Source organism: Caulobacter sp. ErkDOM-C, from assembly GCF_048541825.1.
In the GTDB taxonomy this organism is placed as follows: Bacteria; Pseudomonadota; Alphaproteobacteria; order Caulobacterales; family Caulobacteraceae; genus Caulobacter.
The window spans coordinates 3,271,593-3,293,584 of record NZ_CP183332.1; the positions used below are offsets into that span (position 1 = coordinate 3,271,593).

Annotated in this window: 18 protein-coding genes; 7 read left to right on the forward strand and 11 right to left on the reverse strand. The window is 67.4% G+C overall.

Translation table 11 applies throughout. From position 1 onward, the window contains the following. Positions 1-49 precede the first annotated feature (49 nt). Positions 50-850, forward strand: a complete 801-nt coding sequence (locus ACN2C8_RS15740; protein ID WP_419252966.1) for a TerC family protein — start codon at positions 50-52, stop codon at positions 848-850. A gap of 63 nt (positions 851-913) precedes the next feature. Here the strand turns inward: ACN2C8_RS15740 and ACN2C8_RS15745 are convergent, their stop codons facing one another. Then, the gene (locus ACN2C8_RS15745) at positions 914-3,076 is read right to left on the reverse strand and encodes a primosomal protein N' (protein ID WP_419252967.1); all 2,163 of its coding nucleotides are present in this window, start codon (positions 3,074-3,076) and stop codon (positions 914-916) included. A gap of 135 nt (positions 3,077-3,211) precedes the next feature. On the opposite strand from ACN2C8_RS15745, the gene ACN2C8_RS15750 reads away from it, so the two are divergent. From ACN2C8_RS15750 to ACN2C8_RS15770, 5 genes are all read left to right on the forward strand, one after another. After that, the gene (locus ACN2C8_RS15750; RefSeq protein ID WP_419252968.1) at positions 3,212-3,889 is read left to right on the forward strand and encodes a DUF484 family protein; all 678 of its coding nucleotides are present in this window, start codon (positions 3,212-3,214) and stop codon (positions 3,887-3,889) included. Positions 3,890-3,897: 8 nt separating this feature from the next. Then, the gene (locus tag ACN2C8_RS15755) at positions 3,898-4,830 is read left to right on the forward strand and encodes a tyrosine recombinase XerC (protein WP_419255896.1); all 933 of its coding nucleotides are present in this window, start codon (positions 3,898-3,900) and stop codon (positions 4,828-4,830) included. A 136-nt stretch (positions 4,831-4,966) separates the two neighbouring features. After that, a complete protein-coding gene (locus tag ACN2C8_RS15760; protein ID WP_419252969.1) occupies positions 4,967-6,934 on the forward strand; it encodes a methyl-accepting chemotaxis protein in 1,968 nt (655 codons plus the stop codon). Between the two features lie 237 nt (positions 6,935-7,171). Beyond that, positions 7,172-7,546: a BlaI/MecI/CopY family transcriptional regulator gene (locus ACN2C8_RS15765; protein WP_419252970.1), complete on the forward strand. Its 375-nt coding sequence runs from the start codon at positions 7,172-7,174 to the stop codon at positions 7,544-7,546. Beyond that, positions 7,543-9,057: a M56 family metallopeptidase gene (locus tag ACN2C8_RS15770; protein WP_419252971.1), complete on the forward strand. Its 1,515-nt coding sequence runs from the start codon at positions 7,543-7,545 to the stop codon at positions 9,055-9,057. The genes ACN2C8_RS15765 and ACN2C8_RS15770 overlap by 4 nt, the downstream gene beginning before the upstream one ends. Before the next feature lie 188 nt (positions 9,058-9,245). On the opposite strand, the gene lpdA is transcribed toward ACN2C8_RS15770, so the two are convergent. Next, entirely contained in the window at positions 9,246-10,646 is a 1,401-nt protein-coding gene (gene lpdA, locus ACN2C8_RS15775; protein ID WP_419252972.1) for a dihydrolipoyl dehydrogenase, read from the reverse strand. Between the two features lie 306 nt (positions 10,647-10,952). On the opposite strand from lpdA, the gene ACN2C8_RS15780 reads away from it, so the two are divergent. Continuing rightward, a complete protein-coding gene (locus ACN2C8_RS15780) occupies positions 10,953-11,786 on the forward strand; it encodes an alpha/beta hydrolase (RefSeq protein ID WP_419252973.1) in 834 nt (277 codons plus the stop codon). 2 nt (positions 11,787-11,788) lie between these two features. Here ACN2C8_RS15780 and ACN2C8_RS15785 read toward each other — a convergent pair whose 3' ends face one another. The 9 genes from ACN2C8_RS15785 to ACN2C8_RS15825 all read right to left on the reverse strand — a co-directional run bounded on the left by ACN2C8_RS15785 (position 11,789) and on the right by ACN2C8_RS15825 (position 21,956). Then, positions 11,789-12,196 carry a type II toxin-antitoxin system VapC family toxin gene (locus ACN2C8_RS15785; protein ID WP_419252974.1) on the reverse strand — a complete coding sequence of 136 codons (408 nt, stop codon included), beginning with the start codon at positions 12,194-12,196 and terminating at the stop codon, positions 11,789-11,791. Next, a complete protein-coding gene (locus tag ACN2C8_RS15790) occupies positions 12,193-12,465 on the reverse strand; it encodes an antitoxin (protein WP_419252975.1) in 273 nt (90 codons plus the stop codon). The genes ACN2C8_RS15785 and ACN2C8_RS15790 overlap by 4 nt, the downstream gene beginning before the upstream one ends. 80 nt (positions 12,466-12,545) lie before the next feature. Then, positions 12,546-13,022, reverse strand: coding sequence for a hypothetical protein (locus ACN2C8_RS15795; RefSeq protein WP_419252976.1), 477 nt, complete (start codon positions 13,020-13,022; stop codon positions 12,546-12,548). A 91-nt stretch (positions 13,023-13,113) separates the two neighbouring features. Further along, positions 13,114-14,334, reverse strand: a complete 1,221-nt coding sequence (gene odhB / locus ACN2C8_RS15800) for a 2-oxoglutarate dehydrogenase complex dihydrolipoyllysine-residue succinyltransferase (protein WP_419252977.1) — start codon at positions 14,332-14,334, stop codon at positions 13,114-13,116. A gap of 92 nt (positions 14,335-14,426) precedes the next feature. After that, the gene (locus ACN2C8_RS15805; protein WP_419252978.1) at positions 14,427-17,390 is read right to left on the reverse strand and encodes a 2-oxoglutarate dehydrogenase E1 component; all 2,964 of its coding nucleotides are present in this window, start codon (positions 17,388-17,390) and stop codon (positions 14,427-14,429) included. A gap of 173 nt (positions 17,391-17,563) precedes the next feature. Then, complete coding sequence (sucD, locus tag ACN2C8_RS15810) at positions 17,564-18,448, reverse strand: succinate--CoA ligase subunit alpha (protein WP_035047241.1); 885 nt, start codon at positions 18,446-18,448, stop codon at positions 17,564-17,566. Next, entirely contained in the window at positions 18,449-19,648 is a 1,200-nt protein-coding gene (gene sucC, locus ACN2C8_RS15815) for an ADP-forming succinate--CoA ligase subunit beta (protein ID WP_419252979.1), read from the reverse strand. It lies immediately after the preceding gene. A 225-nt stretch (positions 19,649-19,873) separates the two neighbouring features. After that, positions 19,874-20,569 carry a hypothetical protein gene (locus ACN2C8_RS15820; RefSeq protein WP_419252980.1) on the reverse strand — a complete coding sequence of 232 codons (696 nt, stop codon included), beginning with the start codon at positions 20,567-20,569 and terminating at the stop codon, positions 19,874-19,876. 76 nt (positions 20,570-20,645) lie between these two features. Beyond that, positions 20,646-21,956, reverse strand: a complete 1,311-nt coding sequence (locus tag ACN2C8_RS15825) for a spinster family MFS transporter (RefSeq protein WP_419252981.1) — start codon at positions 21,954-21,956, stop codon at positions 20,646-20,648. Positions 21,957-21,992: the final 36 nt, after the last annotated feature.

The window sequence follows — 21,992 nt, forward strand, 5'->3', positions numbered from 1 at the left end:
GAGGGGTGGGTCGAGACGCTTTTTCAGACGACAGCCTTAGAACAGGACGATGAACGAACTCCTTAACCTCGCCGTGGACCCCGCAGCCTGGGCCGCCCTGGTCACCCTGATCGTCATGGAAGTCGTGCTCGGCATCGACAACCTGATTTTCATCTCCATTCTCTCCAACAAGCTGGCGCCCGAGCATCGCCAACGCGTGCGCCGCATCGGCATATCGCTGGCCCTGATCATGCGTCTGGTGCTGCTGTCGACCATCGCCTTCATCGTCGGCCTGGTGCATCCGGTGTTCGACCTGGGCATCGTGGGTCCGGCCGGTCCGCACGGCGAGCCGTCGTTCGAGACGGCCTTCTCCTGGCGTGACCTGATCCTGCTGGCCGGCGGCCTGTTCCTGATCTGGAAGGCCACCAAGGAAATCCACCACACGGTCGACCCCAACCAGGAAAGCCACGACGTCCTCGACAAGACCGGGGCGGCGATCTCCAATGTCGGCTCGGCGATCTTCCAGATCATCCTGCTGGACCTGGTGTTCTCGATCGACTCGATCCTGACGGCTGTCGGCATGACCGAGCATCTGCCGATCATGGTCATCGCCGTGCTGGTCGCCGTGACGGTGATGCTGCTGGCCGCCGATCCTCTGGCCAACTTCATCAACAACAACCCCACCGTGGTGATGCTGGCCCTGGGCTTCCTGCTGATGATCGGCACGGTTCTGATCGCCGAGTCCTTCGGCATGCACGTGCCCAAGGGCTACATCTATACGGCCATGGCGTTCTCGGCCGTGGTCGAGGGGCTCAACATGATGTCCCGTCGAGCGTCCGCGAAAAAGAAGGCGGCCGGCGGGGAGCACTAACCCCGCAGCCCTTCGCTAGTCTGCCCAGCGCCCCGGCCCGAAAGGTCCGGGGCGTCTTGGTGTCTAAAGGAAGCTGTAGGGGTCGATATCGACCACCACCCGCACCGAGTTCGGGATCTTGGCCCGCGCCCGCCAGGCCGACATGAAGCCCTGCAGGTCGACGCTGCGATCAGCCCGCACCAAGAACCGCTTGCGCCGCCGCCCGCGCACCAGGGCCAGGGGCGCGTCGGCGGGGCCGAACACCTCGACGCCTGCGGCATTGGGGATCACCGCCGCCAGGGCCTCGACATAGGCGTCCAGCGCCGCGCCGTCCGGACCCGAGGCGATCACCGCCGCCAGCCGTCCGAACGGCGGCAGACCCGCCTCTTCGCGCATGCGCAGTTCAGCCTCGACAAAGGCGTCGCGATCCTGGGCCTTCAGGGCCAGCAGCACGGCATGGTCGGGGGTGTAGGTCTGGAGCATGGCCCGGCCCGGCTTTTCATGGCGTCCGGCCCGGCCGGCCGCCTGGGCCAGCAGCTGGAAGGTCCGCTCGCCGGCCCGCAGATCGCCGCCGCGCAGGGACAGGTCGGCGTCGACTACGCCCACCAGGGTCAGGTTGGGAAAGTTGTGGCCCTTGGCCGCCGCCTGGGTGGCCACCAGGATGTCGATCTCGCCCGCCGCCATGGTCTCGACGAGGGCCCGCGCCCCGGCGGCGTCCATCACCGTGTCGGACGAGAACACCGCAATCCGCGCGGTCGGAAACAGAAAGCGCGCCTCCTCCTCCACCCGCTCGACGCCCGGACCGATCGAGACCAGGCTGTCCTTGGCGCCGCAAGCGGGACAGGCCTCGGGCTTCTTCATCGAAAAGCCGGTCAGGTGACAGACCAGACGCCCGGTATAGCGGTGCTCGACCAGCCAGCTATCGGTGTCGGGCGACTTCATCTTCTCGCCGCACGACTTGCACAGCACCAGCGGCGCATAGCCCCGGCGGTTGAGGAACAGCATCGACTGCTCGCCGCGCGCCAGGGTCACGGTCATGGCCTTGATCAGCGGCGGCGACAGCCAGCGGCCGGGCTCCGGCGGGGTCTCGCGCAGGTCGATCAGGCTGATGTCGGGCAGCTGCGCCGTGCCGTGCCGGGCGCTGAGCCGCAGCCAGCGGTAGCGACCGCTCTGGGCGTTGAACAGGCTTTCCAGCGACGGCGTGGCCGAGGCCAGCACCACCAGCGCGCCCTCGATCTTGGCGCGGGCCACGGCCAGGTCGCGGGCCTGGTAGATGAAACCCTCTTCCTGCTTGAACGAGCTGTCGTGCTCTTCATCGACCACGATCAGCCGCAGCTTGCGGAACGGCAGGAACAGGGCCGATCGGGCCCCGACCACGATCCGCGCCTGACCGCTGGCCACACCTTCCCAGACCCGGCGGCGCTTTGGCGGGGCGACACCGGAATGCCACTCGGCCGCAGCCGCCCCGAACCGCGCCTCGAAGCGGCTCATCACCGCCTGGGTCAGGGCGATCTCGGGCAGCAGGATCAAGACCTGCGAGTCTGGATCCTCGGCCAGGGCGGCGGCAGCGGCCTCCAGATAGACCTCGGTCTTGCCCGAGCCGGTGACCCCGTCCAGCAGCGCCGCCTGGAAGCCGCCCTGCCCCAGCATCTCGCCCAGCACGTCGGCGCAGGCCTGCTGGCTGGCGTTCAGCGACTGGGGCGGCAGCGACAGGTCGGGGGCGGGGAAGCGCTTGTCAGCCTCGACGAACTCCAGGGCCAGCGCGCCCTCGTCGACCAGGCCCTTGACCACCCCGGCCGAGACCCCCGCCAGATTGGCCAGGGCCGCACCCGACATAGGCCCACCCTGGGCCGCCGCCAGCACCTTGAGCCGGGCCGGCGTCATGCGGACGGGCTGCGAGCCGGTCAGGACCAGCACCTTGTCGGGCTTGGGCGGCGGATGGCGCAGGCCGCGCAGGGCCATGGCCAGGGGCCAGCCGGGCACATCGACCGAATAGCGCGCCGCCCAGTCAATGAAGGTCAGCACGCCGGGCGGCAGCGGAGGGTCGTCGAGCTTTTCCAGAACCGGCTTCAGCGGCCGGTTGCCGCCGGTCCCGTCACGCAGGGCGGTGACCACGCCGCGGATCACGCGGGGCCCCAGGGGCACGGTCACATGGTCGCCGATCGCCAGGCCCAGCCCCTCGGGCTCGGCATAGTCGAACGCCTCCGGCAGCGGCATGGGCAGAAGGACAGAGGCGATGCGCGGCATGGGAAAGAGCTTCTGCCGTGAAAGTCCCTCGGGGTCGAGATCAAGCATCATCGCGGGCCGCAAGCCGGCGTTAACCGATATGGGGTTTGATGCCTCGCCTCTGAGTGGATTTGCCGTGGGCGGAGAAGACCGACGATGAGCGACGCGACCCAAGCCTTGATGAAGCCCGTCGATCCCGAGGTCGTCCGCGCCTTCCTGCGCGATGAGCCCGACTTCCTGCGCGACGACAGCGGCCTGCTGGGCGAGCTGGGCCTGCGGGTCGACGGCGGCAATATCATCGACTTTGGCCCCGCCGCCCTGGCCCGCGCCTCCGCCGCCCACAAGCGCGAAGCCGTGGTCCGCCGCGAGATCGAGGACACCGCCCGCGCCAATTTCTCGGCCCAGGCCCAGACCCACGCTGCGGTCATCGACCTGCTGGACGCCCGCAACCATTCCGACCTGGCGCGTCGCGTCGACGAAATGGCCAATCTGCGCTTTTCCCTGACCACCGGCGTCATCGCCCTGGAAGGTCCCGGCCGGGTTCCAGCCGGCTGGCACGCCCTGATCGAGGGCCAGATCGACATGCTGATGGGCGACCACGCCGTGGCGCGCATGGGCTTCTACGCTCCGGCCCTGGGCCTGTTCGGCGACAAGCTGGATCATATCCGCAGCATGGCCATGGTCCGCATGGCCCTGTGGGAGCCGTCGCGTCAGGGCATCCTCGCGTTCGGCTCGTCCGACCCCGAGGCCTTCACCCCCGACATGGGCTCCGAGCTGGTGGCCTTCCTGGCCCGGGTGGTCGAGCGCACCGCCGAGCGCTGGCCCGTTCTGTGACCTCACCTGTGACGAGCGGCCGCCAGGCCCTCGTCGCCTGGCACGACCATCTAGAGCACGAGCGCCGCGCCTCGCCGCGTACCGTGCGGGCCTATGGCGACAACGTCCTGGCCTATCTGAACTTTCTGGAGCGCCATCGCGGCGAGACGGTCACGTTGACCGCCCTGGGCGCGATCACCGCGGCCGAGCTGCGCGCCTATCTGGCCTTCCGCCGCAGTGGCGAGGCCGCCCTGGCGCCGCGCTCGCTTTCCCAAAGCCTGTCGTCGATTCGCGCCTTCCACCGCTTCCTCGACCAGCGGCTGGACACGCCCAACCCCCACATCGCGCTGGTGCGCGGACCGCGCCTGAAGGTTGGCCTGCCGCGCCCGGTCACCGTGGACCAGGCCCACGGCCTGATCCATGAGATCGGGTCGGTATCGGGCGATGGCCCCGACCGCGACGACTGGGAAATAGCCCGCGACGAGGCGGTTCTGACCCTGCTGTGGGGCTGCGGCCTGCGCATCTCCGAGGGGCTGTCACTGCTGCGTCGCGACGCGCCCCTGGGTGAGGCCCTGCGCATCACCGGCAAGGGCGGCAAGACCCGGATCGTGCCGGTGCTGGACGCCGTGCGCGAGGCGATCAATGTCTATCTCGCCGCCCTGCCCTTCGTGCTGTCGCCAGACGAGCCGCTGTTTCGCGCCAAGCGTGGCGGCCCGCTGTCGCCCCGCCATGTCCAGGCTTCGGTGCAGATCCTGCGCGGCCGCCTGGGGCTGTCTGACCGGGTGACGCCACACGCCCTGCGTCACGCCTTCGCGACCCACCTGCTGGGGGCCGGCGCAGACCTGCGCTCGATCCAGGAACTGCTGGGCCATGCCTCGCTGTCGACTACCCAGCGCTATACCCAGGTCGACGCCGCCGGCCTGATGGCCGCCTACGCCAAGGCCCATCCTCATTATGAGTAAAGGTCTGGGGCATCTTGTCGCGATGATTGAAGCAGATTCCGGGAATTAACCTCGTTTTTACTGCGCGCGCGCCTTCTGGTCTCGAGAACCGACGCCTGTCCTTCGATTGGCTGGCGTTGTGGACATGGGGTTAGCGATGAAGTTCGACGATCTGAAGATTTCGACCAAGGTGGCCATGCCGGCCGTGATCCTGACCGTGGTGGCTCTGGCCATCGTCGGCATGGGCGCCTGGCAAGCCGAGCAGTCGCAGGTTGCGACCAAGATCCTGGTCGAACAGCGCGCGCCCGCCGAGCTGGAAGCGTCGCGCTTCAACCGGCGAATCATGACGATCGGCTATGCGGCCTATCGCACCGTGTCCAACACCGGCAGCTCGGCGGAAGCCGCCGAGGCCAGCGCCGAACTGGATACGGCCTACAAGGAGGCCAAGGAGCGCCTCGCCGCCACCAAGAAGGCCGATCCCAGCGCCGCCAAGACCCTGGCCGATTTCGGCCTTCGTCTGGAAAAGATCTATTCCAGCGCTCGTCAGGGCGCCGATCTGGCCATGATGGACGCCGATGAAGCCGCGATCATGGTCATGGCCGTGATCGATCCCGATATCGCCAGCCTCGGCAAAGATGTCAGCAAGTGGACCAACGACCACTCCGCCGCCACCGATGTGATGGTCGAAAAGGCCCACAAGGAAGGCGAGGCGGGCACGCTCGTCAGCATTCTGTTCGGCGTGATCAGCGCCGGCATCGCCCTGCTGTTCGCCATCTGGATCGGCCGCTCCAAGATCTCCGCCCCGCTGAACAACCTGTCCAAGACCATGGAAACCCTGGCCCTGGGTTCGGTGGATGTCGACGTGGTCGGCGCCCAGCGCAAGGACGAGGTCGGCGCCATGGCCCGCTCGGTCCAGGTGTTCAAGGACAACGCCCTGGCCCTGCGCACCGCAGAAGCCAACCAGCAGCGCCAGTCGGCTGAAACCGAATCCGAGCGCCGTCGCAACCAGGAGACCGCCGACGCGGCCGCCCGCGAGCAGGCCTTCGTCATGGAAAACCTCGCCACGGGCCTCAACAAGCTGGCCGAAGGCGACCTGACCTACCGCGTCGATCAGGACTTCCCGGAAGCCTACAAGCGCCTGCAGTCTGACTTCAACGAGTCGATCGCCCAGATGGAAGAGGCGATGCGTACCATCGTCCACGCCGCCAGCAGCATCGGCGCCGGCGCCGACGAGATCGCCTCGGCCTCCGACGACCTGTCGCGTCGCAGCGAGCAGCAGGCCGCCAGCCTGGAAGAAACCGCCGCCGCCCTGGACGAGATCACCGCCACGGTGAAGCGCTCGTCGGCCGGCGCCGTCGAAGCCTCGCGGGTTGTCGGCTCGACCCGCGCCGACGCCGAACGCTCCAGCGTCGTGGTGCGCGGCGCTGTCGAGGCCATGAACCAGATCGAGAAGTCCTCGCAGTCGATCAGCCAGATCATCGGCGTCATCGACGAGATCGCCTTCCAGACCAACCTGCTGGCCCTGAACGCCGGGGTCGAAGCGGCGCGCGCCGGTGAAGCCGGTCGTGGCTTCGCAGTCGTCGCCCAGGAAGTGCGGGCGCTCGCCCAACGCTCCGCCGACGCCGCCAAGCAGATCAAGACCCTGATCTCGACCTCGACCCAGCAAGTGGGTCAGGGCGTGGCCATGGTCGGCCAGACGGGCGACGCCCTGCAGGCCATCGTCGCCAAGGTCAGCGAGATCGACGCCCTGGTCAGCGAGATCGCTGCCGGCGGCGCCGAGCAGGCCACTGGCCTCAACGAGGTCAACGCCGCCGTCAACCAGATGGACCAGACGGTCCAGCAGAACGCGGCCATGGTCGAGCAGTCCACCGCCGCCAGCCACTCGCTGAAGGGCGAGGCCGGCAACCTGATGCAGATGATCTCGCGCTTCCAGGTCGGCGGATCCAACACGTCGTCGGCGCGCGCCCCTGCCCGCCGTCCGGCCCCGCCGGTCACGCGCCCCACCCTGCAGCCGGCCTCCTCGGCCAGCCGCCCGGGCGCCAACCCGGTCCGCGCCGCCCAGGCCAAGCTGGCCGCCTTCGCCGGTTCGGCCAAGCCGGCCGCCGAGGAGTGGGAAGAGTTTTAGTCGCGTAGCGTAAAGCGCCCCAGACCCCCCTCTTGGGGCGTTCCTCCCCTGAAGAACTCGAGGCCCCGCCGGGACACTGGCGGGGCCTTTTTTCTGGCCCCAAACGGCGCGGGGGCCAGAGGCCGGCGGCCGGGCGCCCAGGTTACCGCGATTTCATCCGGTTCGCCGTCGCGACGGCTGGCGTCACTACAAGTGTAGCGCTACACATGTAGTGACAACACTGTCGTGGAGGCCGCCATGATCGAATCCCTGCCCCGACGCGAACGCGAGGTCTTCGAGACCCTCTGCCGCCTGGAGGCCAGCACGGCCGCCGGGGTTCGCGGCGCGCTGTCCGACCCACTGAGCGATTCGGCGGTCCGCACCATGCTCTCGCGCCTGGAGGCCAAGGGTCTGGTCGAGCGGACCAGCGGACCCGGCGGCTTCGTGTTCAGCCCTGTCCAGCAGACCGAGGCGGTCGCGGCCAGCGCCCTGCGGCGCATGATCGACACCTTCTTCGCCGGCTCGGCCGCCAGCGCCGCCACCGCCCTGCTGGGCCTGGGCCAGCGCCTGACCCCCGAAGAGGCCGCTGCCCTGGAGCAGGTGATCGACAAGGCCGTGGAGCCGCGCTCATGACCGCGGGCCTGCTCCTGTCGCTGCTGATCAAGTCCAGCCTTGTCGCCGGCGCCGGTCTGGCCTGCGCCCGCTTCCTGGCCCAGCGCCCCGTCGACCGGGTGGACATCCTGCGCGCCACGGTCTGTCTGCTGCTGGCCCTGCCGGTCATCATGAACGTCCTGCCGGCGATGGACCTGGCGCTGTTACCGCCGGCGTCGCCGGACGTGCTCTCCCCGGTCCTGCCGGTCCTGACCGGCGAGGCGGCCGCGCCCGTGCTGTCGTGGCCGCCTCCCATCCAGGTGATCGGCGGCCTGTGGCTGCTCGGCGTCATCGCCGTGGCCGGCCGACTGCAGCTGGGACTGCTGACCCTTCACCGCTGGACGCGCCAGGGCCGCCCGGTGACCTGCCCGGCATGGTCGACGCCGCTGGAACACCTGCCGCCGGTCGACCGTCCCCGCCTGGTGTCCAGCGAGCGGCTGACCAGCCCGCTCAGCTGGGGCGTCGCGCCCGGCTTTATCCTCATTGATCCGGACAGCCTGGCCGAGCGTCACGCGGCCCCGGCGATCCTGGCCCATGAGATGGCCCATCTGCGACGCCATGACTGGATCTTCCTGGTGCTCTCCCGCCTGGCCCTGGCGCTGTTCTGGTTCAATCCGCTGGTCTGGCGCCTGCACGCGGTGCTCGCCGACCGGTCGGAAGAGGCCGCTGACGCCGCCGCGCTGCAGACCGTGGATCGCACCTTCTACGCCAGGGCCCTGGTCCGCCTGGCCGCCCACCCCGTCCCTCACCTGAGCGCGCCGCGCGCCGCGACCGCAATGGCCGCCGACGCTCGCACGCTGAAGACAAGGATCGCCTGCATCATGTCCGACACACCCGCTCGCCACCGCCCGCTGACCATCGCCCTGACCATCGCCGCCCTGGCCGTGGTCGCCACGCCGCTGGCAGCGCTTGGCCTGAGCCGCAAGAACCCGCCCGCGCCGGCTGAAGCGCCGGCTGCGACAATCGCCCCGCCGCCGGCCCCGCCGGCCCCGCCTGCGCTGCCCGTGCCGCCGGAGCCGCCGGCGCCCCCGCCGCCGCCGACAGAGCTGCCCCCGCCGCCACCGCCACCGCCACCGCCTCCCCCCCCGGAGTTGCCGCCGCCGCCGCCGCCGCCGACAGACAGGCAGATCGCTGCCGAGTCGCGTCGCGCGGCCGCAGATGCCCGCGCCGATCAGGCCAGGATCGTGGGGGAGCAGGTCCGCATGGTCGGCGAACGCGCCCGCCAGGAGATGGCCACACACATGATCGAGGCCCGCGTCCAGATGGCCCTGGGCGCAGAACAGATCCGCAAGGGCGCCCGGGATCTGCGCGCTGAGGCGGTACGCCTGCGCGACCCTGCCTATCGCGCCCGGCAGATCACCGAGAACCGCGCGCGGGGCAATGTGGTCACCGACGCCGAGCTGCGCGCGGTGGCGGCGGGGATGCCCGCGCAGGCCGACGAGATGGAGCGGGAGGCAGACGAGCTGGCGCGCGAGGCCCGCAAGACGAGCTGAGCGCGCGGAAAGCCGCGGCCCCTTACCCGACCCGTCCGCATGCGGTTAAACAAGGCTTCCTGGACAGCCCTTAGATCCCTCCGTCATTCCGGACGGGATACTGGGAGCCGCAAAGCCTAAAAAAAAAGGGGCGGGATGCCGGCTTCGGCGCCCCGCCCCTGACCTTCGGTCAGGCAGAAAGGCTGTGACTAGGCCTGCATGGTCCAGCCTTCGACGCCCATGGCCGCCTGGCGCAGGGCCTCGGAGCGGGTGGGGTGCGGGTGGCAGGTGCGGGCCACGTCTTCCGACGCGCCGCCAAACTCCATGGCCACGCAATATTCGCCGATCATGTCGCCGACATTGGGGCCCACCATGTGGACGCCCAGGATGCGGTCGGTCGCGGCGTCGGCCAGAACCTTCACCTGGCCCTCGCCCTCGTGATTGATCTTGGCGCGGCTGTTGGCGCTGAACGGGAACTTGCCGACCTTGTAGGCGACGCCCGCCGCCTTCAGCTCTTCCTCGGTCTTGCCCACCGTGGCCACTTCCGGCTTGGTGTAGATCACGCCGGGGATCAGGCCATAGTTCACGTGGCCGGCCTTGCCCGCGATCAGCTCGATACAGGCCACGCCCTCGTCCTCGGCCTTGTGGGCCAGCATCGGACCGCTGGTCACGTCGCCGATCACCCACACGCCCGGAGCCGTGGTCTTGAAGTGGTCATTGGCGATGACGCCGCGCTTGTCGGGAACGACGCCGACGGTGTCGAGGCCTAGACCTTCCGTGAACGGACGGCGGCCGATGGCGACCAGCACATAGTCGGCCGAGATCGTCTGGGCCGCGCCGCCGGCGACCGGCTCGACGGTGAGCTCGACGCCCTTGGCCGAGGCCTTGGCGGCGGTGACCTTGGCCCCCAGCTGGAACTTGAAGCCCTGCTTGGTCAGGCTGCGCTGGAACACCTTGGCGGTGTCGTCATCCAGGCCCGGACAGATGCGGTCCAGATATTCGACCACGGTGACTTCCGCGCCCAGACGACGCCAGACCGAGCCCAGCTCCAGCCCGATGACGCCCGCGCCGATAACGACCAGATTCTTGGGCACTTCGGCCAGCGACAGGGCGCCGGTGGAGTCCAGGATGCGCGTGTTGTCGACCGTGACGCCCGGCAGCGGCGTGGGCTCCGAGCCCGTGGCGATGACGATGTTCTTGGTTTCGAGGGTGGTTTCCGAACCGTCCTCGGCCTTCACGACCACTTTCCCGGCCCCGGCGATGCGGCCCCAGCCCTTGATGTAGTCGACCTTGTTCTTCTTCATCAGGAACTCGACGCCCTTGGTCAGGGCTTCGACGCTCTCGGCCTTCTGGGCCATCATCTGCGGCAGGTTCAGCTTCGGCTTCACCTCGATGCCCAGCTTGGCGAAATCGCCATTGGTGGCCGAGTCATACATTTCCGAGGCGTGCAGCAGGGCTTTGGACGGCATGCAGCCGACATTCAGGCAGGTGCCGCCCAGCTTGCCGCGACCTTCGATGATGGCGACCTTCAGGCCCAGCTGACCGGCGCGGATCGCGCCATTGTAGCCGCCGGGACCGCCCCCGATGATGACGACGTCGTACTGAGCCATGGGTCTTTGCCTTCAGGACGCGCCGGGAGCGGCGCCGGACTAATATGGGGCCTCGCCGGCCGCACTGTCAGACCTTTGGAGGCGGGAGTTCCTTAGAGCGCGAACGGTTAAAACGAAACCCGCTTTCGACGCTTCGCACCCTGAAAGACGCGGGAAATCCGGCGTTTGGCCGTCATGGCCCTGACCGCTTGCCCCAGCGTGACCGTTAGGCGAGCGTCCTGCGCCTGCGGAGTAGGAGCGTCGCGGTACCGGAGGGGCTCAGGGATCCCCTTTCCTCGCCCTGCAACGCGCCCTAGCGTCCCGCCCATGCTTCGCGCCCTCCTCCTCGCCCTGACCCTGCTTACCGCCGCGCCGGCCCTGGCCCAGACCGCGCCCGCCGAAGGCCGCCCGATCGTCATCGGCCAGTCCCTGACCCTGGAGTCGAAGGTCCTGAAAGATACGCGGCGGATCAACGTCCACCTGCCGGCCGGCTATGCGAAGACGCCAGGCAAGACCTATCCGGTGCTCTACCTGCTGGACGGCGGCGAGCAGGAGGACTTCCCGCACATCGTCGGCCTGGCCCAGCTGGGCGAGCTGTCGTGGACCTATCGCGAGATGATCGTCGTCGGGATCGAGGGCGTTGATCGCCGGGGCGACCTGACCCACCCCACCACGGTCGCCAAGGAGCGCAGCGACTTCCCGACCAGCGGCGGCTCGGCGGCCTATCGCCAGTTCCTGGGCGAGGAGCTCAAGCCCTGGATCGCGGCTCGCTATCGCACCAGCGGCGAAACCGCCCTGATCGGCGAATCCCTGGCCGGCCTGTTCGTGGTCGAGACCTTCCTGAAACAGCCGGCCCTGTTCGAGGCCTACATCGCCGCCAGCCCCAGCCTGTGGTGGGACGACCAGAGCCTGGCGCGCGGCGCGGCCGCCGACCTGGCCCGCTGGCCGGCCGGAAGGCGGCGGCTCTACCTGACCATCGGCGACGAGGGGAGCACAATGCAGGCGGGCGTCGACAGGGTGGTGGCGGCGCTGAACCAGGCCCCGCCGGCCGGGCTGACCTGGCGCTATGATCCTATGCCCAAGCTGCAGCACAGCACGATCTACCACCCGGCGGCGCTCGAGGCGTTCAAGACGGTGTGGCCGGGGCCAAGGCCGGACTGAAGTCAGGCGGCCCAGTCCTCGACCTTCAGGCCTTCAACACGTTCGAACTCGCGGACGTTCGAGGTCACCAAGGTCCAGCCCCGCGCCAGGGCCTGGCCGGCGATAAGGGCGTCATAGGGACCGATGGTAAGACCTGACCGTCTCAGCCGCGCGCGGATATCGGCCGCGCAGATCATGTCGGGCTCGTCCAGCGCCTCCACCGGAACACCCCGCAAGACGATCCCGACGGCCCCGGCTTCCGCGACGCTGTTGTGACTGGCGGCTATGCCAAAATGCAGTTCGTGAAACACCACCAGTGAAGTCACGACCGCCCGCTCGCTGAACAGCGCAGCCGCGTGTCGCTGGCGCACAAGCGTTTTACGGCCACGCATCAGATCGATGAAGACATTAGTGTCGAGCGCGAGCGTCACCAGCCGAAATCGCGCTCCTGCTCCGGAGGCTGATCCCTGTCGGGAAACTCGCCGCCAAGAAGCGCGTCGACTCGAGCCCACATGGCGTCAAGATCGGCCTGGGTGCGAGGCGGCTTGGCGGGCAAAGGCTCAAGGATCACCGCATTGCCTTCGCGCCGGACCGTGACCTCGGCGCCGTCGAAGCGGAAGGCCTTGGGCAGCCGGACTGCTTGGCTCCCGCCATGGGTGAATAGCTTGGCGCGGGCGGGCTCGACGTCGATCTTGGCCATAGGGACATTCCATAGCTACAGCCTGTAGATACACGAAACGCGACGCCGGCTCAACGCGGCGACACGGGTCGGCGCAGCCCTCAGCGGAACGCTTGAAGCCACCAAGCCAGCCAGACCAAGCCATAAGCTACGGCAATGGCGGCTATGCTCCAGGCGCAAAGCCGCAGAGACAGCCGCCAGGGCCCCTCGCCCTGTCTGGCGCTCGACAGCAACAAGGCCAAAGGCGAACCGAAGACCGTCGCCACCAACAGCGCCGCTGCGGCGCGCAAGGCCTGAAGCAGTTGAATTCCATAAGGCTGCGCCGCCTCGCGCGGCAGGTCGTCATCCTCGATGACATCAACATTGGCGCGCAAACGAGCGATCAGCGCGCGGGCTTCTTCGGCCTCGCTGGCCGGCGCCCACAGTCGAAAGCCGCCCATGGCGATGACCATGGTAAAGTCGCTGGCTCCCCAATGCTCGTTCTGGATCAACACCGGGCAGCCATCGGCCCGCAAGCGCGAGGCAGCGATCTGAGCCTCCGGCAGGCCGGCGAAACGAGCGATCTCGACAAGACTCATGGCGCACCCTCGGGACGAAGATAGCGACAAACTCAACCAAGAAAAAGGGGCCGCTTTCGCGGCCCCTTCAACGTTCGACGGTGCGTCGAGACTAGAGTTCCAGCAGCAGACGCTGCGGATCTTCCAGGGCTTCCTTGACCTTGACCAGGAAGGTCACGGCGCCCTGGCCGTCGACCACGCGGTGGTCGTAGGAGAGAGCCAGGTACATCATCGGCCGGATCTCGATCTTGCCGTTCACGACCATGGCGCGGTCCTTGATCGCGTGCATGCCCAGGATGCCCGACTGCGGCGCGTTGAGGATCGGGGTCGACATCAGCGAGCCATAGATGCCGCCGTTGGTGATCGTGAAGGTGCCGCCCTGCATGTCGTCGATCGACAGCTGGCCGTCACGGGCCTTCTTGCCCAGCGCGCCGATGGCCTTTTCGATCTCGGCCAGGTTCATGGCGTCCGCATCGCGAACGACCGGAACCACCAGGCCCTTTTCGGTGCCGACGGCGACGCCGATGTCATAGTGGTTCTTGTAGACGATGTCGGTGCCGTCGATCTCGGCGTTGACGTCCGGCACGGCCTTCAGAGCAGCGACGACGGCCTTGGTGAAGAAGGACATGAAGCCCAGCTTCACGCCGTGCTTCTTTTCGAAGATATCCTTGTACTGACCACGCAGGGCCATCACCGCGCTCATGTCGACCTCGTTGAAGGTCGTCAGCATGGCGGCGTTGTTCTGGGCTTCCTTCAGGCGACGGGCGATCGTCTGACGCAGGCGCGTCATCTTCACGCGCTCTTCGCGCTCATGGAGCGGACGCGGCGCCGACGGCGCAGCGACCGCAGCCGGGGCCGAGGCGCGGGCTTCGAGAGCGGCCAGGGCGTCGCCCTTGGTGACGCGGCCATCCTTGCCGGTGCCGGCGACGGTCGACAGGTCCAGATTGTTCTCGGCGGCGATACGGGCCGGGGCCGGGCTGACCGGCGCGGCGGCAGCAGCCACGGCTACAGGGGCCGGAGCGGCAGCGGCGACCGGAGCGGGCGCGGGAGCCGGGGCGGCGGCCTTCGGAGCAGTGGCCGGGGCGGCCGAGGCGGTCGCGCCTTCGGTCACGATGCCCAGGACCGTACCCGGAACAACGGTCGCACCCTCTTCGGCGCCGATCGCGGTCAGCACGCCGTCGGCGGGCGAGGCGACTTCCAGGCTGACCTTGTCGGTCTCGAGCTCGATGAGGATCTCGTCCTTCTTGACCGCCTCGCCGACCTTCTTGGTCCAGCGCGCGACCGTCGCTTCGGTGACGGATTCGCCGAGGGCGGGGGTCATGATGTCGGCCATGGGGGTTCCGATGTCTCTCGTTTGTGCCGGTCTAGTGTAGCGGGGCAGGTGGAAACGGCCCCGCCGCGAAGGACGGGGCCTTATCGATAAAGCTAGGCGAAGGTCTCGTCGAGGAAGGCCTGCAGTTCCTTCAGGTGGCGGCTCATCAGACCCGCCGCCGTCGAGGCGCTGGCCGGACGGCCGATATAGCGCGCGCGCTTGGCCTTGATGTCCAGCTTGGCGAGCGTCAGTTCGATCCAGGGATCAACGAACGTCCAGCCGCCCATGTTCTTGGGCTCTTCCTGAACCCAGACCAGCTCGGCGTTCTTGAACCGGCCCAGCACGCCTAGCAGCGACTTCATCGGCCACGGATAGAACTGTTCCAGACGCAGCAGATAGACGTCGTTGCGGCCGCTCTTGGCGCGGGCGTCGACCAGGTCAAAATAGACCTTGCCCGAGCAGATCACGACACGCTTGATCTGATCATCGCTGGTCAGGGTCACGCCGCCGACATCGCAGCCGGCCTCGGCCCCGTCGATCATCACGCGGTGGAAGCTGGAGCCCTCCGACAGGTCGGCCATGTTGGAGACGGCGCGCTTGTGGCGCAGCAGGCTCTTGGGCGTCATGACGATCAGGGGCTTGCGGAACTCGCGGTGCATCTGACGGCGAATGGCGTGGAAATAGTTGGCCGGGGTGGTGCAGTTGACCACCTGCATGTTGTCCTCGGCGCACGACTGCAAGAAGCGCTCGAGACGAGCCGAGCTGTGCTCGGGGCCCTGGCCCTCATAGCCGTGCGGCAGAAGCATCACCAGGCCGCTCATCCGCAGCCACTTGCGCTCGCCCGAGCTGATGAACTGGTCGATCACCACCTGGGCGCCGTTCACGAAGTCGCCGAACTGGCCTTCCCAAAGGGTGAGCGTGTTCGGATCCGCCAGCGAGAAGCCGTATTCGAAGCCCAGAACCGCCTCTTCTGACAGGGCCGAGTCGATAACTTCGTAATGGGCCTGGCCCGGGCCGATGTTGTTGAGCGGCGTATAGTGCTCTTCGGTCGTCTGGTCGATGACGTCCGAATGGCGCTGGGTGAAGGTGCCGCGAACCGAGTCCTGGCCAGACAGCCGGACAGGGAAGCCCTCGTCGAGCAGGGTGGCGAAGGCCAGGTGCTCGGCGGTGCCCCAATCGAGGCCTTCGCCCTTTTCGATGGCTTCGCGGCGGTTCTCGATCACGCGCTTGACGGTCTTGTGGGCGTCGATGCGGTCCGGGATGGTCGTGATCTGGCGACCGATCTCCAGCAGACGCGTGGCCGGGAAGGCGGTCGAGCCGCGACGCTCTTCGTCGGCGGGTGTGGCCAGGCCCGCCCACTTGCCGTCCAGCCAGTCAGCCTTGTTGGCCTTGTAGGTCTTGCCGGCGTCGAATTCCTTGTCGAGGAAGGTTTCGAACTCGGTCACCCAGGTGTCGACTTCGCCCTGGCTGATCACGCCCTCGGCGATCAGGCGATTGCCGTACAGTTCGCGCGTCGAGGGGTGACCCTTGATCTTGGCGTACATCAGCGGCGAGGTCATCGTCGGGTCGTCACCTTCGTTGTGACCGAACCGGCGATAGCAGAACATGTCGACCACGACGTCCTTGCCGAACATCTGGCGATATTCGGTGGCGACCTTGGCCGCGTAGACCACGGCCTCGGGATCGTCGCCGTTGACGTGGAAGATCGGGGCCTCGACCATCAACGCCACATCCGACGGATAGGGCGAGCTGCGCGAATAGCGCGGGCTGGTGGTGAAGCCGATCTGGTTGTTGACGATGAAGTGGATGGTGCCGCCCGTGCGGTAGCCCTTCAGGCCCGACAGGGTGAAGCACTCGGCCACCACGCCCTGGCCGGCGAAGGCCGCGTCGCCGTGCAGCAGCAGCGGCAGCACGTGGCCGCGACCGGCGTCGGGGGTCTCGCGCAGCAGGAAGGCCTGCTTGGCGCGGGCCTTGCCGATCACCACCGGATTGACGATTTCCAGGTGCGACGGGTTGGCGGTCAGCGACAGGTGGACCTTGTTGTCGTCGAACTCACGGTCCGACGAGGCGCCCATGTGATACTTGACGTCGCCCGACCCCTCGACGTCCGAAGGCAGGCTGGTGCCGCCCTGGAACTCGTGGAAAATCACGTGGTAGGGCTTGCCCATCACGGCGGCCAGCACGTTGAGGCGGCCGCGGTGCGGCATGCCCAGGACGATATCCTTCACGCCCAGCGATCCGCCGCGCTTGATGATCTGCTCCATGGCCGGGACCATGGCTTCGCCGCCATCGATGCCGAACCGCTTGGTACCCGGGAAGCGCTTGTGCAGGAAGCGCTCGAAACCTTCGGTCTCGATCAGCTTCTTGAAGATGGCGACCTTGCCCTCTTTCGAGAACACGATTTCCTTGTCGCGACCCTCGATCCGCTCCTGCAGCCAGGCCTTCTCCTTCTGATCGGAGATGTGCATGTACTGCACGCCGACGCTGCCGCCATAGGTGCGGCGCAGGATCGACAGGATCTCGCGGATCGTCGAGGTCTCCATGCCCAGCACGAAGTCCAGGAAGATCGAGCGATCATAGTCGGCTTCCGAGAAGCCATAGGTGGCGGGATCAAGCTCGGGAGCCGGTTGCTTGGGCTCGAGGCCCAGCGGGTCGAGATTGGCGGCCAGGTGGCCGCGCATCCGGTAAGCCCGGATCATCATGATGGCGCGCAGGCTGTCCAGCGTGGCGGCGCGAACCGCTTCGGACGAGCTGCCCGGAGCCTTGCCTTCGATGGCCTTGGCCATCTTGGCCTCAACCGCCGGCGCGACCGAGGGCCACTGGCCATCAAGCGCCGAAAGCCAATCGGGACGAGCGGTCGGAACCGGGCGCGGGGTCCAGGCCGGGTCCTGCGCGGCGCGCTTGACCTGGTCAGCCTGTTCCTGAAGCGTCGAGAAGAAGGCTTTCCACGAGGGTTCGACCGAATTGGGGTCGCTGGCCCACTGGGCGTACAGGTCTTCAACGAACGCCGCATTGGCGCCGTAGAGGAACGAGGTCTCGGTCAAGACCTGATTGATGATGCCTGCGTCGTCCGCCATGGTTCTTTGCCTTAGATCCGTCGGTCTACAGGACCGGTAACCCAGGCCTGTAAATATAGTGTCTCAATCACCCGGGCGCCCGCCATCGGCAGGGGCCCAGGTGATTTTTTCGGATCGTCGACTGGCGGTCGCAAAAAACCTGGGCCCCGCGAGGTCGGGGTTTCGGTGTGTCTTTAGCCCTTGAGGACTTCCAGCAGGGTTTCGCCCAGCTTGGCCGGCGACGGCGAGACGCGGATGCCCGCAGCTTCCATCGCCGCGATCTTGTCTTCCGCGCCGCCCTTGCCGCCCGAAATGATCGCGCCGGCGTGGCCCATGTGACGGCCGGGAGGGGCCGTGCGACCGGCGATGAAGCCGACCATGGGCTTGCTGCGGCCGCGCTTGGCTTCGTCAGCGATGAACTGGGCGGCTTCCTCTTCGGCCGAGCCGCCGATTTCGCCGATCATGACGATCGACTTGGTGGCTTCGTCGGCCAGGAAGAGTTCCAGGATGTCGATGAACTCGGTGCCCTTGACCGGGTCGCCGCCGATGCCAACCGCCGTGGTCTGGCCAAGGCCTGCATTGGTGGTCTGGAACACGGCTTCATAGGTCAGGGTGCCCGAACGCGACACAACGCCGACCGAGCCGGCCGAGAAGATGCCGCCCGGCATGATGCCGATCTTGCACTGGTTGGGCGTCAGGACGCCCGGGCAGTTGGGGCCGATCAGGCGTGACTTGGAGCCTTGCAGCGCCTTCTTCACGCGGACCATGTCCAGCACCGGAATGCCCTCGGTGATGCAGATGATCAGGCCGATCTGGGCGTCGATGGCTTCCAGGATCGAGTCGGCCGCGAAGGGAGGCGGCACGTAGATCACCGAGGCGTCGGCGCCGGTGGCTTCCTTGGCTTCGCCGACCGTGTCGTACACGGGCAGGCCGATGTGGGTTTGACCGCCCTTGCCGGGGGTGACGCCGCCGACCATCTTGGTGCCGTAGGCGATGGCCTGTTCGGAGTGGAACGTGCCCTGGGCGCCGGTGATGCCCTGGCAGATGACCTTGGTTTCAGAACCGATGAGGATCGACATTTAGCGAGCACCCTTCACGGCCGCGACGATCTTTTCGGCGCCGTCAGACAGGTCGTTGGCGGCGATGACGTTCAGGCCGCTTTCCGAGATGATTTTCTTGCCGAGTTCGACGTTGGTGCCTTCCAGGCGCACCACCAGCGGAACCTGCAGGCCGACTTCCTTCACGGCGGCGATAACGCCTTCCGCGATGATGTCGCAGCGCATGATGCCGCCGAAGATGTTGACCAGAATGCCCTTCACGGCGGGGTCAGCGGTGATGATCTTGAAGGCCGCGGTGACCTTCTCCTTGTTGGCGCCGCCGCCGACATCGAGGAAGTTGGCCGGCTCGGCGCCGTACAGCTTGATGATGTCCATGGTGGCCATGGCCAGGCCGGCGCCGTTGACCATGCAGCCGATTTCGCCGTCGAGGGCGATGTAGGCCAGGTCGAACTTCGAGGCTTCGATTTCCTTGGGGTCTTCTTCGCTCTCGTCGCGCAGGGCCTTGATGTCGGGATGGCGATACAGGGCGTTGCCGTCGAACGACAGCTTGGCGTCCAGGACCTTCAGGTGATCGTCAGCGGTGACGATCAGCGGGTTGATCTCCAGCATGGCCATGTCCTTGGCCAGGAACGCCGTATAGAGCTGCGTCAGCAGCACGGCGGCTTCCTTGGCCAGGCCGCCGGTCAGGCCCAGGGCCTTGGCCAGCGCGCGCTGGTGGGTCGGCCACACGCCGGTGGCGGGGTCGATCGAGAAGCTGTGGATCTTCTCGGGCGTGGCGTGGGCCACGTCCTCGATGTCCATGCCGCCTTCGGTGGAGGCGACCACCGAGACCATCGAGGTCTCGCGATCAACCAGCAGCGACAGGTAGAATTCCTTGGCGATCGCCGCGCCTTCTTCGATGTAGAGGCGGTTGACCTGCTTGCCCTTGGGGCCGGTCTGGTGGGTCACCAGCACGCGGCCGAGCATTTCGGCGGCGTTGGTCTTGACGTCAGCCGCCGACTTGACGACGCGAACGCCGCCCTTGGCGTCGGGGCCGAGGCCCTCGAACGTGCCCTTGCCACGGCCACCGGCGTGGATCTGGCTCTTTACGACGAAAACCGGCGTTCCCAGCTTCTCGGCGGCGGCGAAGGCCTCGTCCGCTGTGAAGACGGCAAAGCCGCGCGGAACGGGGGCGCCGAACTCAGCGAGTACGGCTTTGGCTTGGTGTTCGTGGATGTTCATGAGTGCCTGGTCTCGACGACGGCTTTTCTGAAATGTGGCCGGGTTATAGGAGCGTGATTTCGCAGGCGCAACCGCGCTTGGCCGATAAGGTGCAGGCTTGCGTCGTTCTTTGTCCGAACAGACAGAGGCGCCCCCACGCTGGGCAGCCGGGGAGAGGGAGACTCCGGTCGCCTCCCCCTGTTACCGGTCACGCCAGCCGAGCGGGGCCTTGGCCACACTCACCGATTAGACCGGTGTGTCCATGAACAGGATCAGAATCAGGGCCATGACGGCCGCAGCGTCGCGCTCTGGCGAGCCCTTGGGCGGCAGGTAGGCGGTCTTGCTCATGCCGGTCAGGTCGACCGCCGCGATCTCTTGATCGCCGCTGCGGATTACATAGCCCACAGCGCCGCCGCCCAGGCCGACCGGCATGGAGCCGACCTGCTTGGTCTCGGTCCGCAGGGTGACCGACCCGAACTGCAGTTCGCCGGCGCGTTGCGGCGTCTGCAGGCGGGCCATCAGGCCGCCCTTGGCCTGGACCAGGGTAAAGGCGGCAGTCGGACCGGCCCCCGCCCCCTGGAAGGTGCAGACATAGGCCAGCTTGTCGCGGTCAAAGGTGATCCAGCCCAGGCCCGTGCGGCTTTGGCCGCCCTTGCACTGGATGGTCACCTCGCCAAAGCTGGCGGTCGTGACATTGATCTCGGCCGAGGACTTGGCGCTGGAATAGACGCCCAGGGCCTTGGTGGAGCTGCCGCGAACCTTGCTGAGGCCGCTGTACTCGCCAAGGGTGAAACCTGGATGCAAAAGGCCCTTGCCCTTGGTCCACTGCAGCTTGACCTTCTCGGCGCCAGCAATGAACGGGTCGGCGGCCTGGGCCGGGACCGAGCCGGCCAGCAGGCCGGCAAACAAAACGGCGCTGAACAGCGCTGAAACCTTGGACATGGTCGCCCCCTTGAAACTCGACGCGTTCCTGTACCGAACCCGAACGGGGGGGCAAGGCCCTGCAACCGGATAGGGACTATTCCACCCAGTCTTTCTTGAGGCGGCGCGACGCCAGGATCAGCAGGCCGGCGCTGACCACATAGAATCCCAGCCCGAAATAGAGCGCATAGCGCATCGACTCGGCGCCGTAGCGCGGGGCCAGAAGGTCGGAGACGTAGCCGAAGAACCACAGGCCCACGGCCAAGCCCAGCAGGTTGTTGATCAGCAGGAACAGGGCTGAGGTGGTGGTCCGCATCGAGGCCGGGGCCAGATGCTGCACGGCGGCGATCACCGGTCCCAGCCAGGCCAGGTTCAGACCCGTGGGGATCAGGAACAGAACAAAGGCCCAGACCATCGAATTGACGTTCATGGCCAGCAGGAAGCAAGGCAGGGCCACCAGGAAACAGATGGCGGGGGCCAGAGCATAGGCCCCCTTGTTCTTGGCCCCGAACCGGTCAGCCAGAAAACCGCCCAGCCAGATGCCCGCCACCCCGCCGATCAGCGACAGGGCGCTGTAGAACATCGCCCGCTCGGGCAGGCTCAGGCCGAAGCTGCGCTGAAAGAAGGTCGGCAGCCAGAAGGCCACGCCATAACCGCAGATCGACGAGCAGGCGGCGCCGAACGACAGCAGCCAGAAGCTGGGCTTGGGCAGGATAGTGGCCAGCACGGTCTTGAAGGCCGGGGCCCTGTTCGCTTCAGGAGGGAGCGCCTCCAGCGGGGCAGCCTCGCCAGGCTCGCGATCCATGCCGCCGCGCGGCGGATCCTTGACCACCCACTTGAAGATCGGGGCCAGCAGCACGCCGGCCAGTCCCACGATGATAAAGGCCACGCGCCAGTTGACATAGGCCGCGATCAGCCCGCCGAACAGCACGCCCAGGGCCGTGCCCAGCGGAATGCCGAACGAATAGACCGCCAGGGCCCGGGCCCGCTGGTCCTTGGGGAAATAGTCGCTGATCAGCGAATAGGCCGGGGCCACGCCGCCGGCTTCGCCGACGCCCACACCCATGCGCGACAGGAACAGGCTCCAGAAGCCGCCGGCGAAGCCGCACGCCACCGTGAAACCGCTCCAGACGGTCAGGGCGACGGTCATGATCCAGGTGCGGCTGACCCGGTCAGCCAGCCAGGCCAGCGGCACGCCCAGCGTGGTGTAGAGCGCGGCGAACGCGACCCCGCCCATCAGGCCGATCTGGGTGTCGGTGAGGTGCAGGTCGGCCTTGATGGACCCGGCCAGGATGCCGAGGATCTGCCGATCCAGGAAATTGAAGGTGTAGGCTAGGATCAACATCGCCAGCACCACATAGCGGTAGCGCGACCCCGTCGCCGATTGCTCGATCTGGTTGCCGCTCATGGTCGCCCCGCTACGCTTGATAGTTCAGACAAACAA

Bases quoted from the DNA above. Each gene is read 5' to 3' on its own strand.
- ACN2C8_RS15740 (WP_419252966.1), top strand. From the start codon at position 50: ATGAACGAACTCCTTAACCTCGCCGTGGACCCCGCAGCCTGGGCCGCC.
- ACN2C8_RS15745 (WP_419252967.1), bottom strand. From the start codon at position 3,076: ATGCCGCGCATCGCCTCTGTCCTTCTGCCCATGCCGCTGCCGGAGGCG.
- ACN2C8_RS15750 (WP_419252968.1), top strand. From the start codon at position 3,212: ATGAGCGACGCGACCCAAGCCTTGATGAAGCCCGTCGATCCCGAGGTC.
- ACN2C8_RS15760 (WP_419252969.1), top strand. From the start codon at position 4,967: ATGAAGTTCGACGATCTGAAGATTTCGACCAAGGTGGCCATGCCGGCC.
- ACN2C8_RS15765 (WP_419252970.1), top strand. From the start codon at position 7,172: ATGATCGAATCCCTGCCCCGACGCGAACGCGAGGTCTTCGAGACCCTC.
- ACN2C8_RS15770 (WP_419252971.1), top strand. From the start codon at position 7,543: ATGACCGCGGGCCTGCTCCTGTCGCTGCTGATCAAGTCCAGCCTTGTC.
- lpdA (WP_419252972.1), bottom strand. From the start codon at position 10,646: ATGGCTCAGTACGACGTCGTCATCATCGGGGGCGGTCCCGGCGGCTAC.
- ACN2C8_RS15780 (WP_419252973.1), top strand. From the start codon at position 10,953: ATGCTTCGCGCCCTCCTCCTCGCCCTGACCCTGCTTACCGCCGCGCCG.
- ACN2C8_RS15790 (WP_419252975.1), bottom strand. From the start codon at position 12,465: ATGGCCAAGATCGACGTCGAGCCCGCCCGCGCCAAGCTATTCACCCAT.
- ACN2C8_RS15795 (WP_419252976.1), bottom strand. From the start codon at position 13,022: ATGAGTCTTGTCGAGATCGCTCGTTTCGCCGGCCTGCCGGAGGCTCAG.
- odhB (WP_419252977.1), bottom strand. From the start codon at position 14,334: ATGGCCGACATCATGACCCCCGCCCTCGGCGAATCCGTCACCGAAGCG.
- ACN2C8_RS15805 (WP_419252978.1), bottom strand. From the start codon at position 17,390: ATGGCGGACGACGCAGGCATCATCAATCAGGTCTTGACCGAGACCTCG.
- sucD (WP_035047241.1), bottom strand. From the start codon at position 18,448: ATGTCGATCCTCATCGGTTCTGAAACCAAGGTCATCTGCCAGGGCATC.
- sucC (WP_419252979.1), bottom strand. From the start codon at position 19,648: ATGAACATCCACGAACACCAAGCCAAAGCCGTACTCGCTGAGTTCGGC.
- ACN2C8_RS15820 (WP_419252980.1), bottom strand. From the start codon at position 20,569: ATGTCCAAGGTTTCAGCGCTGTTCAGCGCCGTTTTGTTTGCCGGCCTG.
- ACN2C8_RS15825 (WP_419252981.1), bottom strand. From the start codon at position 21,956: ATGAGCGGCAACCAGATCGAGCAATCGGCGACGGGGTCGCGCTACCGC.